The sequence below is a fragment of the Agromyces intestinalis genome (genome assembly GCF_008365295.1).
Taxonomy (GTDB): Bacteria; Actinomycetota; Actinomycetes; order Actinomycetales; family Microbacteriaceae; genus Agromyces; species Agromyces intestinalis.
Genome location: NZ_CP043505.1, coordinates 3,282,343 through 3,296,484 on the forward strand (window position 1 = coordinate 3,282,343; position 14,142 = coordinate 3,296,484).

At 67.1% G+C, this 14,142-nt stretch carries 9 protein-coding genes and 1 tRNA gene; all 10 read left to right on the forward strand.

Annotation, left to right across the window (positions count from 1 at the left end; genetic code table 11):
• Positions 1 to 116: 116 nt before the first annotated feature.
• A complete protein-coding gene (locus tag FLP10_RS14900; RefSeq protein ID WP_210418416.1) occupies positions 117 to 1,808 on the forward strand; it encodes a glycoside hydrolase family 13 protein in 1,692 nt (563 codons plus the stop codon).
• The gene (locus FLP10_RS14905; RefSeq protein WP_149161588.1) at positions 1,802 to 2,851 is read left to right on the forward strand and encodes a glycoside hydrolase family 172 protein; all 1,050 of its coding nucleotides are present in this window, start codon (positions 1,802 to 1,804) and stop codon (positions 2,849 to 2,851) included. Before FLP10_RS14900 ends, FLP10_RS14905 begins: the two co-directional genes overlap by 7 nt.
• 2,736 nt (positions 2,852 to 5,587) lie before the next feature.
• A complete protein-coding gene (locus tag FLP10_RS14910; protein WP_149161589.1) occupies positions 5,588 to 6,820 on the forward strand; it encodes an ABC transporter substrate-binding protein in 1,233 nt (410 codons plus the stop codon).
• An 87-nt stretch (positions 6,821 to 6,907) separates the two neighbouring features.
• Positions 6,908 to 7,780 (forward strand): carbohydrate ABC transporter permease, encoded by an 873-nt coding sequence (locus FLP10_RS14915; protein WP_149161590.1) that lies wholly within the window; start codon positions 6,908 to 6,910, stop codon positions 7,778 to 7,780.
• Between the two features lies 1 nt (position 7,781).
• Positions 7,782 to 8,618, forward strand: a complete 837-nt coding sequence (locus tag FLP10_RS14920; protein ID WP_210418417.1) for a carbohydrate ABC transporter permease — start codon at positions 7,782 to 7,784, stop codon at positions 8,616 to 8,618.
• Between the two features lie 38 nt (positions 8,619 to 8,656).
• Positions 8,657 to 9,634, forward strand: coding sequence for a ribokinase (locus FLP10_RS14925; protein ID WP_168209209.1), 978 nt, complete (start codon positions 8,657 to 8,659; stop codon positions 9,632 to 9,634).
• Entirely contained in the window at positions 9,631 to 10,035 is a 405-nt protein-coding gene (gene rbsD / locus FLP10_RS14930; RefSeq protein ID WP_149161592.1) for a D-ribose pyranase, read from the forward strand. The genes FLP10_RS14925 and rbsD overlap by 4 nt, the downstream gene beginning before the upstream one ends.
• Positions 9,984 to 12,560: a glycoside hydrolase family 38 N-terminal domain-containing protein gene (locus tag FLP10_RS14935; protein WP_149161593.1), complete on the forward strand. Its 2,577-nt coding sequence runs from the start codon at positions 9,984 to 9,986 to the stop codon at positions 12,558 to 12,560. The genes rbsD and FLP10_RS14935 overlap by 52 nt, the downstream gene beginning before the upstream one ends.
• The gene (locus FLP10_RS14940; RefSeq protein ID WP_149161594.1) at positions 12,557 to 13,699 is read left to right on the forward strand and encodes a Gfo/Idh/MocA family protein; all 1,143 of its coding nucleotides are present in this window, start codon (positions 12,557 to 12,559) and stop codon (positions 13,697 to 13,699) included. Before FLP10_RS14935 ends, FLP10_RS14940 begins: the two co-directional genes overlap by 4 nt.
• A gap of 212 nt (positions 13,700 to 13,911) precedes the next feature.
• A tRNA-Met gene (locus tag FLP10_RS14945) sits at positions 13,912 to 13,985 on the forward strand.
• Positions 13,986 to 14,142: the final 157 nt, after the last annotated feature.

A 14,142-nucleotide genomic window follows, 5' to 3' on the forward strand; every position in this document is an offset into this window, starting at 1 on the left:
AAGCGCTTGCGTAGGTCACGCCAGGGTTCGAGGGGTTCCCCCCGAGACGATTGGAAACCTGCGTATGAGCGTCACTCAAACGCTTGAGAAGCCAAGCCGACAAGACAGGGACGAAGGTGACCCACGAATCCACGCTCGACACGCCCGCGGTCGTCGCGCGCGTCGCGCAATCAGAGGTGAGGTGGTGGCAGGACGCCGTCGTCTATCAGGTCTACATCCGCTCCTTCGCTGATGGAGACGGTGACGGGGAGGGCGACCTCGCCGGTCTGATCGAGCGCATCGACTACCTCGCGGACCTCGGCGTGGATGCGATCTGGTTGAACCCCTGGTATCGGTCGCCGATGGCCGACGGAGGCTACGACGTCGCTGACTACCGTGACATCGACCCGCGGTTCGGCACACTCGCGGATGCCGAGCGACTCATCGACGTCGCCCACGGACGTGGACTTCGCGTGATCATCGATATCGTTCCCAACCACACGTCGGATCAGCATCGCTGGTTCCGTGACGCCCTCGCGGGGGATCCGGCCGCGCGTGCCCGGTACCTCTTCCGGCCCGGCCGGGGGGTGGACGGCGAGCTCCCCCCGAATGACTGGGTGTCCGCGTTCGGCGGGTCGGCATGGGCCCGCGAAACCAAGGCCGACGGAACCCCCGGCGATTGGTACCTTCACCTCTACGCGGTGGAGCAGCCCGACCTCGACTGGAGCAATCGTGAGGTTCGCGAGGAGTTCGAGGACGTTCTGCGGTTCTGGTTCGACCGGGGGGTCGACGGCGTCCGTATCGATGTCGCTCACGGTCTCGTCAAGGCTGACGGACTCCCCGACGGCGGACCCGTCGACCCAGCCCGTCAGTACGTGAGGCCTCATCCCGCGTGGGACCAGCCCGGAGTCCACGAGATCTACCGAGCCTGGCGACGCATCGCCGACGGTTATGAGCCCGATCGCATCTTCGTGGCCGAGGCATGGGTTCCCGACAACGAATCGCTCGCCCGATACCTGCGCCCTGACGAGCTGCACACCGCGTTCCAGATCGACCTGCTCTTCGCACCATGGTCGGCAGCCGTCCTTCGGGAGACCATCGCTGGGTCGCTCGCCGCGGCACGAGAAGTCGGCGCACCCAGCACCTGGGTCCTTTCAAACCATGATGTGCCGCGCAACGTCACCCGGTATGCGCGGACGCAGCCCGATCACCAGATCCTGCCGGACTGGGATCGCCGACGATGGGCCCATGAGCCGGCCGACCTCTCGCTCGGCATGCGACGGGCTCGCGCCGCTGCGATGCTGGTCGGGGCCTTGCCCGGGTCGCTCTATGTCTACCAAGGCGAGGAACTCGGGCTACCTGAATACGAGGACCTTCCGCACGAGCGGCGGCAAGATCCGACTTGGTGGCAATCGGGTTACACGGAGCCCGGCCGGGACGGATGTCGTGTGCCGCTGCCGTGGGCGCGGGCCGGGGCATCCCTCGGATTCGGACCCGAAGGCGGCCGGGACCCGTGGCTACCGCAGCCGGCCGAATGGGGCACGCTCAGCGTCGATGCGCAGGCGGGCGATCCCGACTCCACGCTCGAGCTCTACCGGAGCGTGATTCGGTCGCGGCGCGATCTGTTCGGCGACGCACCACTGCACTGGATCGAGGCAGGCGCCGATGTCCTCGCGTTCGAGCGCGGCGGTACGGAATGTCGGGTGAATCTCGGCCGGTTGGCCGTGCCGCTTCCTCGTGGCAGCGTCGTGCTGCTCGCATCCGGACCGGTGCAGGACGTGATTCCGCCAGACACGGCGGTGTATCTCAGCCGGGCGGGGGAATGGTGATCGACATCGCGCGCCGGCGCCAGGCTCGCACCCGTTCCTTCTCACCCGAGAATCCGACCGGTGCAGCTTCGCAAGGTGGCAGAGCGCTGGAGGGCCCGGGGGCGTGGAATGCCCGCGAACTCGGGGCAGGATGGAAGATCTCGCCGTGTGTCGACCTGCCGGCGGGGGAGACCCTCACCCTCGCGGAACTCGACGGGCCGGGGGCAGTCACGCACCTCTGGGCCACAACGGCACGTGAGAACTGGCGGAGCCTCGTACTTCGTGCGTACTGGGACGGTGACGCCGAGCCAGCCGTGGAAGTGCCGTATGGCGACTTCTTCTGCAATGGCTGGGGAGTCTATGCACCGGTCGCTTCCGAGATGATCGTGGCTGCGCCCTACGGCGGCTTCACGTCCTACTGGCCGATGCCCTTCCGTCGTTCCGCGCGACTCACATTGGAGAACGTCGGTGCGGCGACAGCCCGCGTCTTCTACCAGGTCGATGTCGAAGAGGGCGGTGAACGCGGCGAGGACCTCTACCTGCACGCGCAGTGGCGGCGGTCGAACCCAGTCGATGAACTGGTGGATCACGTGCTCGTCGATGTGACGGGCGCGGGCCACTACGCCGGCACCTACCTCGCGTGGGGGTCGAACTCGAACGGCTGGTGGGGAGAGGGCGAGGTCAAGTTCTTCCTCGACGACGACGCTGAGTACCCGAGCATCTGCGGAACCGGCACCGAGGACTACTTCGGCGGTGCGTGGAACTTCGACGTTCCAGGGAGTGGGTACACCGCCTACACCACGGCCTACCTCGGACTTCCGCAGATCATCCGACCGGACGGGCTCTACCAGAGTCAGCAGAGGTTCGGAATGTATCGTTGGCACCTCCCCGACCCCATCTGCTTCGAGAAGCGCCTCAGATCGACGGTCCAGGCCCTGGGCTGGCAGAGCGGCGAACGCTACCTGCCGTTGCGGGACGACCTCGCCTCCACCGCTCTCTTCTACCTGGACCGCACCGCTGCGGACCGACCCGAACTCGATGTCGCGCGCCTCGAGGCGCACTAGAAGGACCCCCGATGCCCACCACCCACGTCAACGTCGACCGGCCGCTGCCCCTCAGCGAGTGGGAGTTCGCGCATGCGCCGCGCGGCGCCGAGTTCGGCGAATGGACTCCCGTCACCGTGCCGCACGAGGCACTCTCGGCGGTCGGCGATGTCCGCGCCGGCGGGCGGGTCGCCTACCGCACCGCGGTCGACGTCGACGCCGTCCACGGCGATGAGGTCCTCCGCTTCGGCGCGGTGTCATATGCCTGTCACGTCGTCGTGAACGGTATCGAGTGCGGAGCGCATGAGGGCGCCTGGGATGCGTTCGAAGTGCTCATCGGCTCCGTGCTCCGCCCCGGTGCCAACGAGCTCCGGGTCGAGGTCGACCTCCCCGACTACGACCCCGAGAGCCCGCTGCACTTCCGCACCCTCCTGCTCGGCTTCGTTCCCGACACGATGGGACCCTTCGCAGGGCTCTGGCGCGAGGTGGTGCTCACTCGGCGTCCGGGGTTCGCCGAGGAGTCGCTCCGCATCGCCACCGCGGAACGTGCGCTCGTCGTCGACTGGGCGCCGGTCGAGGGTCGGGTGCGAGTAGAGGTCTTCGGCACCGACGGCGACGTCATCGGTACAGCGGAAACGGATGGCACGATCGGCGTCCTCGACGTGCCGTGCCCGGACGCCCCGATGTGGTCGCCTGGGAAGCCTGCTCTGGTGACGGTCGTCGCCACGCATGCGACCTCTGCCATGCTCGAAACGCGCATCGAGCGACGTACCGGTTTCCGCGAGCTCGCCGCGGATGGACACTGGATTCGCCTCGGTTCGGAGCGCGTCCACCTTCGAGCCGTGCTGCATTGGGGGCACTATCCCGAATTCGGCGCACCCTCGCCCACCCGTGAGGAGGCACGGCGGGAACTCGAGCAGATCCGCGCTCTCGGCTTCAACGCGGTGAAGTTCTGCCTGTTCATGGCGCCCGACTTCTACTACGACCTCTGCGACGAACTCGGCATCCTCGTTTGGCAGGAACTCCCACTCTGGCTTCCGAAGGACGCCGGTGAACTCCCCAAGCGCGTGCTCGCGCAATATCCGCGGCTCATCGAGCAGATCGTCCGTCATCCTTCGGTGGTGCTCGTGTCGCTCGGCTGCGAACTCGACGGCACCGTTCCCACCACCCTGCTCGATCGCGCGTACGAACTCGTCCGCGACCGGCTCCCCGACGCGATCGTGTGCGCGAACTCGGGATCAGGGGAGTGCTTCGGCGGTGGCGAGGATGCGACGAGTGACATCGACGACTACCACTTCTACGGTGACGTGCATCGGCTCGAGCCGCTGATCGAGCGTTTCACCGCGACCCGCCGCGAGGTGCGGCCCTGGCTGTTCGGCGAGTACAACGACGCCGACACGTGGCGCACCGCGGCCGATATCGTCGACCCCGCGGACGGCCCCGACTGGCTGTCGACCGATCTCGCTGTGAATCCGCTTCGCAGCGTGCACGCAGGGTTCGCCTCCGACCAGCCGATCTACCGACAGAAGGAGATCATCGCCGAGGAAGGCTACGTCGATGAGGTCGAGGGCCTGCGCGAACTGAGCCACGCCCAGGCTTGGGCGACCCGCAAGCTCGTGTTCGAACTCACTCGCCGGTTCGGCTCGGTGAGCGGGTACGTGGTCACCACGCTCCGCGATGTGCCGATCACCACCGCGGGCCTCATCGACGACCTGGGCCGCGTGAAGTTCGACCCCGACCTGTTCGCCGAGGTGAACGCGGCCGCGACGCTGGCGCTGGCCACGCCGGCCGGGCGACGATGGGTCCACGGCGGAGATCGGCTCCAAGTGTCCGATCCGTTCAACGCGGTCGCGGGTAAGCCCTACGACGCCGCGATTGTGATCGCGAACGCCACGAACGGACGCGGCGACGGCGAATTGATCGTCGAGCTTGAGGCGGTCGGTCGACTGCTCGTCGCGGAGCGGACTCACTTCGACGTGGCCGCGTGGACTTCGCGCGAAGCCACTTCGCTGCGCTTCGCGGTGCCGGATCCCGGGCTCGACCGCACCATGGCGGCCACGCTCACCGCGCGGGTGGAACTCGAGGGTCGGGTGCTCGCGTCGAACCGTTGGTCGATCGATCTGCATCCCGCCGAGGGCCCGGGGGTGACGCCGTTCCTGCTGCACGATCCGACGGGGGTGCTGGACGGATGGCAGCCGGCGGGCGCGATACGACTTGCATCGACGGCCGACCTGGACGTCGCGGCGGAGGCATCCACCCTCGTGACAACGCGCTACGACGAGGCGATCCGCCGGGCGACGGCCGAGATCGGCCTGCGCACGTTCGCGATCGACGACGGAGCCTACTTCACCGGCGTACGAGGGCCCTTCTGGCGCGAGAACGTCAAGCGAGCGCACCGCGGTGGATGGCTCGACTCGGCGCTACCCGACGAGCACCTTGGGGAGCCCACCATGGCGATCGCCAGCGACCGGTTCATTTCCCGACGCGAGCTTCGAGACCGGCTGCCCGGCTTCCGGCCGCTCATCAGCCGGTACGACGCCCGGACCTACACCGTCGGCGAGTACCTCTTCGAGTGGGACGAGGGCCGCGGGCGCACTGTGTTCTCGACTCTGAACCACGGCGAAGGCAACGGCACCCAGCCGCGCTCGATCGCCGACAACCCTCTCGGACGCCGCATCCTGCGGGCGTTCATCGACTCCACTCCCCGTTCCACCGAACCGACGCAGTGACGCGTCTCAACCCCGAAGGAGCACCACCATGCACAAGAGCATCCGCATCGCCACCGCCGCCGCTGCGGTGCTGGCACTCGGCCTCACCGGCTGCGCCAGTTCCGGCGCCGACGACGGTCGGGTCACACTGCGCTTTGCCACACCCGACTCCGGCCCCGGTGCCGAGCACCTGCAGTCCGTCGTCGACGCGTACAACGACTCGCAGGACGACGTCGAGATCAAGCTCGAGGCCTACGGGGATGCGTTCGATCAGAAGCTGACCTCGCAGATCGGCGCCGGCAATGCCCCCGACATCATGAAGATGTGGAACTTTCCGGCGTACTCCTCAATCCTCGAGCCGCTGAACGACTTCATCGACGCGATGCCCGACAAGGACGACTTCTACCCGACCCTGTTCAGCTACGCCGAGATGCACGGCAACGTCTACGGGTTCCCCACCGGGTTCTCCACCCGCGCGATCTACTACAACTCCGACCTGGCGGCGGAAGCCCATCTCACCCCGCCCGAGTCGTGGACCTCCGACGACTACGTCGACTGGGTGAAGGCCATCGCAGCGACCGGTGACGGCGTGTTCGGCGGCGACCAGCTGACCAACCCCGACGCCTACTCGTTCGAGTCCTTCCTGCTGTCGAACGGCGGCGAATGGCTCGATGACGACGGGAAGCCGGTCGTCGACTCGAAGCAGAACATCGAGGTGGTCGAGTTCCTGCACGATCTCGCCTACGGCGACGAGACCGCCTCGGCGATCCGCAAGCACCCGGCCTCGGAGGACACCTCGAAGGTGTTCATGGCAGGCGACCTCGGCACGTTCGAGTTCGGCAAGTGGTTCACTCAGACGTTCACCGAGAACAAGACGCCGTACGGCATCCTCCCGATGTTCTCCTTCGGCGACAACGCCCCGAAGTCCGTCGTCCACGCCGGCTTCGTATCGATCTCGAAGGACACGGAGCACCAGAAGGAAGCTGAGGACTTCATCACCTGGATGTCCAGCCCCGACAATGTGCGAGACGCGGCAGCCTACGACATGCCGATCCGCATCTCGATCGCCGACGAGCTGGGTCTCACGACGGACCCGATCAACAAGCCGTTCTTCGACATGCTCGTCTCTTCGGAGGGCACGCAGTCGTCCATGCTCAAGAACGAGGAGTGGCCCGACATCTCGGCCGAGATCGGCGCGACGCTCGAGAAGATCTTCTCGAACGAGACGGTCGACGTCGCCGAGCAGCTGCACAAACTTCAGGCCACGATCGAATCGCTGTGAGCCAATGAGGCCCGGCCGGTCGACCGGCCGGGCCTCACCCCTCACCCCACCACATTCCGCCCACCTCGCCCGAGCTCAGGAGCCCCAATGCGCCTCTCCGGACGGCATCGCATCGTGCCGTACCTGTTCATCGCCCCGTGGATCGTCGGCTTCCTCGCCTTCACGCTGTTCCCGGCCACGTTCTCACTCTGGATGTCGATGTTCGACTGGGGCATCGTGGGTGACCGCACGTTCATCGGCTTCGACAACTACATTCGCATGTTCGGCGATGACACGTTCTACCTTGCAATGTCGAACACCGTTCGATACGCACTGATCCTCGTCCCGCTGTCGGTCGGTCTTTCGCTCGGCCTCGCCGTCCTCCTCTCGCGCGACGTGCGCGGCGTCGGACTGTTCAAGACCGCGTTCTACCTGCCGACTCTGCTGACGGGCGTTGCTCTTGCAATCGTCTGGGGCTGGATCCTGGCCGATCGCGGCGTACTCAACTTCTTCATCGCGTCGCTCGGTGGTGAACCGGTGCGCTGGCTCACCGACCCGGGCTCCGCGATGTGGGCGATGGTCCTCACGACCTGCTTCGGGCAGGGAGCACAGATGCTCATCTTCCTGTCGGCACTCAAGAACGTCCCCGCCGAACTGTACGAGGCAGCGACGATCGACGGCGCCGGGCCGTTCCGCAAGTTCGGTCGGATCACTCTGCCGATGATCGGCCCCGCGATCGTGTTCAACACGATCATCTCGATCATTGCGGCCTTCCAGCAGATCACGGTGGTGCTCAACCTCACCGGTGGCGGGCCGGACAAGGCCACGTACTTCTACTCCCTGTTCGTCTACGAGAACGCGTTCCGCCGGGGCGACCTCGGGTATGCCGCATCCAACGCGTGGATCATGCTCATCGCCGTCCTCGTCCTGACCCTGGTCTTCCTGCGCCTATCGCGGCGCTGGTCCTACTACGAGGTGTGATGTGAGCCGGACAATCCAACGCAGCACGCGTCAGGTCAGCCGCTACGTCGTGCTGGTCGCCGTCGCGGTCGTCCTGATCTTCCCGTTCTACTGGGCGTTCATCTCCTCGGTGAAGCCCGCATCCGAGCAGGCCGCGTACCCGCCGAGCTTCTGGCCGAGCAGTTTCGAGTGGTCGAACTACGCGGACGCCTGGAACTCGCAGCCGTTCACCCGGTTCTTCCTCAACTCGGTCCTCGTGACGACGCTCTCGGTCCTCGGCGTCACCTTCTCGTCGGCGGTCGTCGCGTACGGCTTCGCGAGGTTCGAGTTCCGAGGCAAGAAGGCACTGTTCACGCTGCTACTCGCCACGATGATCATCCCGTGGGACGTGCTCGTCGTGCCCCTCTACATGCAGTACTCGTTCCTCGGCTGGATCAACACCTACCTGCCGCTGATCGTGCCGTCGTACTTCGGGGCACCCTTCTACATCTTCCTGCTGACACAGTTCCTGCGGACGATCCCGCGTGACCTCGAGGAAGCGGCCATGCTCGACGGTGCCGGCCACTTCCGCACCTTCACCTCGATCTTCCTGCCGCTGATGCGACCGCAACTCGTGCTGACCGCGATCCTGCATACGATCGTGGTCTGGAACGACTTCCTCGGTCCGCTCGTGTTCCTGAATGACACGGACCTCTTCACGCTGCCGATCGGTCTTTCGTTCTTCAAGTCCTCGCAGCTCATCGACACCACCTCGATGCTGTGCATCTCGATGGTGATGGTGGTGCCCCCGCTGATCGCGTTCTTCCTTGGCCAACGCCAGATCCTCGGCAATGAAGCGGGCTCCGGCCTCAAGGGATGACGGCACTCGATGCATCCGAATTCTGTGGAGCACCAAGCGTGACTCCTTCCTTCCAGGGCGAGGTCGGCCACTCGACGGAGGGTCGAATGAACCGCATCGTGGTCGTCGGCAGTCTCAACCTCGACATCGTCCTCGGCGTGCGCGTGCTGCCCCGACCAGGCGAGACCGTCGCCGCTGACCGCCTCCTCACCGCCGGCGGCGGCAAGGGCGCGAATCAGGCCTATGCGGCGGCACGCTTGACCGGCGAGCCCGGCCGGGTCTCGATGGTCGGATGCATCGGCGACGATGATGCGGGCGCGCGCCTGGCCTCGGAGCTCGAGCACGTCGGCGTGGACATCGCCCACCTCGCGCGGGTCCCTGCGTCGACAGGCCACGCGAGTATCGCCGTACAGGCCGACGGCGAGAACACGGTAGCGGTGTTCGCAGGCGCGAACGAGGCGTGGCCCGACGGGCATGCTGGGGCAACTCCGATTCGCAAGGGCGATGTTCTCGTCGTCCAACAGGAGATCCCCGCCGCGGTCGTCGCCGAAGCACTGTCCGTCGCCCGCCGGGTCGGCGCTCGCACGGTACTGAACGCGGCACCTGCACGCGAGAGCGCTCGAGACCTCCTCGCCGATGTCGACGTGCTCGTCGTGAATGCACTCGAGCTCGCAGCGCTCGTCGACGCCGGAACGGCGACGGCGCGTTCGCAGACCCAGCCGGTCGAGTCCATGCTGGCCGCGCTCGACTACGACGGTGATGTGGTCGTAACCATCGGCGCCGCAGGCGCCCTGGTCCGGCCGCGCGCGGCTGCGCCGGTGCGTGTACCAGCGCACCCCGTAGTGGCGATCGACACGGTCGGTGCGGGCGACGCCTTCGTCGGCGCACTCGCCGGTCAGCTCGCCGATGGTGCCGACCTCTTCGAGGCCGTGGCGGTGGCCAATGCAGCCGGCGGCCTCACCGCGACGGTCCGCGGGGCCCGGCATCCGGGGCTCGACAGCGCTGCTGTTGCCCGAGTCGTTCGGAGCATCCCGTGATCACGAACTCGCCCATCCTGAACCCAGCGCTGCTTGCCGCCTTAGCCGGCGCAGGCCACGGCCACGGCATCGTGGTGGCCGACGCGGGGCTGCCGCTGCCCGCGGGGGTGCCGGTGATCGATCTCTCGCTCACGCCTGGCACGCCGTCCTTCGCCGTCGTCGTCCGGGCCGTTCTCGAGAGTACGCCGATCGAGTCGTATGTCGTCGCCGCGGAATCCGCCACCGACGGTTCCTTCGACGACTGGCACGGCCTCGATGCACTCCTCGCGCACATGCCGGTGACCTGGGTGAGCCACGAGGAGTTCACGGCGCGCCTGCCCAGCGCCCACATCGTCATCCGCACCGGCGAGTGCACGCCATACGCGAACATCGCGCTGATCGCGGGCACAACTTTCTCCTGATCCGCACCGAGCGAAGTCGCTCGCAAACTCACACAGGACGACGCATGACCGACATCGATGACTTCCGGAACGCCGCGCGACAGTCCGACGGCGACCACGACGTCCCGGCGAAGCTGGGCTGGTACACCTTCGGCAATCACTTCCACTGGGTCGACATGGAGTGGCTCTGGGGCAACGGCGTGCTGGGCCGTTCGATCGACGACATGCTCACGTTCATCGGGCGCACGGGCGCGCCAGGCAACATCAACTTCGACGGTGTCGGCTACGAGAAGCTCGCGAGCGAGGAGCCGAAGGCCCTCGCTCGGCTCAAGGACGCGATCGCCGACGGGCGCGTCGAAGTGGTCGGGGCGACCTACGGTCAGCCGTACGGGCTGTTCCACCACGGCGAGTCGGCCGTCCGCCAGCTCGCGTACGGCGTGCGCGCCTCGCTGCGCCTGCTCGAATCGCGTCCTCGATCGTTCTGGGAGGAGGAGTTCTGCTTCTTCCCTCAGCTCCCACAGCTGCTCCGAGATGCCGGCTACCGGTACGCGTCGCTCTTCTTCCAGTGGACCTGGCACACACCGGAGATTCCGAAGGAGCACGATGCCGCTGCCATCCGCTGGCGCGGCATCGACGGCTCCGAAGTGCTCGCCCTCCCGAGGAGCGAACTCAACCTGCACCAGTGGCCCGAGGACATCGAGGCACTGATCGCGAGCGGCGAGATCGCGCGACCGAAGATGCCGGTCGTGCAGCAGTGGCTCGAGCTCTTGCCGGCGCCCGACTGGATGTGCCGAAGCGAGCTCGTGGCGCCCGGCGTCGAACGCCTGTTCAACGGGAGTGGAGTCGACTTCCGGACCGGCACCCTGTCGACGGTGCTCGACGCGCTCGAAGCGGACGCCGACCCACGTGAGTACGGCATGGACGACGTCTTCCACGGCATGAGCCTGGGCAAGAACGGCAACCGCCTGCACCGGCTCTCGCGTCGGTTGGAGCAGACCCTGCTTGCGGCCGAGACGGCCTCGGTGCTCGTGGGGTCGCTCGGCAAGCCCTACGCGCAGTGGGCCAAGTACTCATTCTGGGAGCTCGAGGAAGCGTGGCGCGAACTGCTCGCCTTCCAGCACCACGACAACGACGAGTGCGAGGGCCTGTGCGGCCACATCGGCTACCTCGGCGCGGAACGCGGGCTCGCGATCGCCGAGGGCGTGCTCGAGCGCCAACTCCGGCGGCTGGCGGCTTCGCTTCACGTGCCGGACGGCGCCGAGGCGGTGGTCAACACGCTCGGTTGGGATCGCGAGGCGTTCGTCGCCGGGCGCCGGGTGATGCTGCCCGCGCTCGCCGCGACGGTCGTTCCCGCAGGTGAGACCGATCCGGCGGTGGCGGTCATCCGCGACGGCGACGTGGTGCGACTGGCCCGCGGTGGCTTCTCCGCAGAGATCGATCTCCGACGCGGTGTCGCGACGCGGGTCGGCGAGCTCGGGACCGGCCCCGTGGGGCTCGGCGGGTTGAGGTGGGTGCGCGACGGGCAGGAGCGCGAGTTCTCCGTGGCATCCTCGTCGGTGAGCGCCGATGGCGTCGTGACCGTCGCGCGCGAGGCCGGCGAGGCCCGTGTGGAGGTCTCGTTCCGGCTCGCCGAGGAGATCGATGCGCTCGACCTCTGGTTCTCCGGCGATCTCGGCGATGGGCCGGACGGCCGTGCTCACGCCGCGCTCATGACACTCGTCGAACCGGCTCTCGATGTCGCGACGGTGTTCCACGACACCCCGTACGCGGTGTCGGCCGTCGAGGGTCGAGGCACGTTCCACCGCAAGTACCCCACCGGCGACTGGATGACCTCGCCGCAGGAGTTCGAGACGGTCGTGCACCCGTTCACCGGCCTGCAGTTCGCCGACCAAGTGGATGCCTCGGGGACGGGGCTGCTCTGGCTCCACGACGGCAGCCAAGGATTCCATCGGGCCGAGATCGGATTCTGGAACGTGCTCTCGATGCGCGATCCGTGGGACGAGGAGTACTACACGTCCGCGCTCGACGCGCGCGTGCGCGCCGTTCCGCACGGCGCCGTCGAGCACGGCTGGCGATGGCGCCGGGCGCAGGAGTTCACCACGCCCGTGCGGTCTCTGCAGGGGGCTCACGACGGCACCGCCGATTCCGCCGCGTTCGCACGACTCGAGGGGTCGGCCGCTGGCGCGTCCATCACGGCCGTCTACCGTGACAGCGACTACCACGCGACCGGTTTCGAAGCCCACGTGAACTCGGTCGCCGCGGAGCCGGTGCTCATTCGCGTCGTCGAGTTCGCCGGTGACGGCGGAACGGCCGACATCGTCTTCGCCGAACGACCCGTGCGCGCCTGGCGCACCACCACGCTCGGCGAGATCGTTGAGGAGCTCGACCTGGATGACGACCGCGTCGCCGTAGACCTGCGGCCCCGCGAGATCACGACCGTCGCGGTGGAGTTCGCGCCGCGCGCCGAGGACGCGGAAACGCTCGACGATCACCGTGGCACCTGGGCGACGGTCCACCGAACCGCAGATGAGGAGAACAACGCATGACCGGCTACTACCCCCGCGTCGCTCGTGGAGCGCACTCGTACCCGCTCGACGAGTCGGTGCCCGAATCCGACCGGCTCGGGCTCGGGGTCGTCGGCCTGAACGAAGGCCGCACCGCCCTGCTCGCAGCCCTCCGCACCTCCCGTGTGCGGCCGGTCGCCGGCTGCGACGTCAGTGAAGACGCGCTTCGCGCGGTCGAGCGCGACCTGCCGGGCATCCACTACACGACCGCCTACGCCGAACTGCTGGCGGACCCGGCCGTGGACATCGTCGGCATCTACACGCCCGACCAGCTGCATGGCCCGCAGATCGTGGAGGCGTTCGAAGCCGGCAAGGACGTGGTCTGCACGAAGCCGGTCGTCAACTCGGTCGACCATGCGAAGGCCGTGCTCGAGGCATCCCGGCGGACGGGCCGCAAGCTCCTGGTCGGCCAGAGCATCCGCTTCTTCGAGTCGATGCGCCGTCAGCGTGCCGCGTTCGAGCGCGGCGAGGTCGGCGAGCTCGAGGTCGTCGAGACGCACTACACGCACCGAATGGACTGGTACTACGACGGCCGCCCCTGGATCGCGGAGAAGTCCGACTGGGTCTACTTGGGCATGAGCCATCCGCTCGACCTGCTGCGCTGGTACCTCGGACCGATCGACCGGGTGTCGGCGGTCGGCTCGAGGTCGTCGCTCGCGCGCAGCGCGGGCACGACGTCGTTCGACGTGTACTCGGTGAACGCGACCACGGCCGACGGTCGGATCGGTCGCGCGTTCGGCCACTACGGCATGCATGAACTGCCGCGCGCACGGAACTCCATCGAGTGCATGCTGTACGGCTCGGAGGGCACGTCGCTCGCGAAGTACCACGACATGCACTACCTGCACACGGGCGCGGACGGGGTCGAGGTGCTCGAGGACCTGCTCTACGAGTACCGTCACTTCCACTTCAACAACGAGGTGCACGGCATGCATTACGGCGAGTTCGCGAACTACCTGCAGTACTTCGCCGAGGCGATCGTCAGGGGCGACGCGTACTCACCAGGGTTGGAAGAGGGCCTCGAGACCTTCGCACTCATGGAAGGCGTGCGACGATCCGCTCAAGCCGGTGGAGCACCGGTGGAGATCGCCCCCATCGTGGCGGCGCTGGGCATCGGGTGATCCCGGGCGATCAGGGGCATGACGGATCTCGCGCAGTGATGTGATCACTCGGCGGAACCTCGGCGCAATGCGGTCCCGAGACGCCTCGACGCCGGTCGAACCGCATCCAACTGTCGAGTAGACTGGCTGTACCATCGCACACAAGCCGGATCGAGAAAACCCGATCTGACGAGGGATTTTGCGAAGGATGACGACCGAAGGGCCGTCAGCGTCGCGGGGTGGAGCAGTTCGGTAGCTCGCTGGGCTCATAACCCAGAGGTCGTAGGTTCAAATCCTGCCCCCGCAACGAAATCAGGCTCGGAGATCGCAGATCTCCGAGCCTGACAGGGTTTACGACTTGAACCCGACGCCGCAAACTGGCGACAAACCCCTTCTCCGGGCCCCTCTAGGGCATCGCCGCTGCGCCACCAGGCGCACGGCCACGGATCGCAGGTTCGCAACGG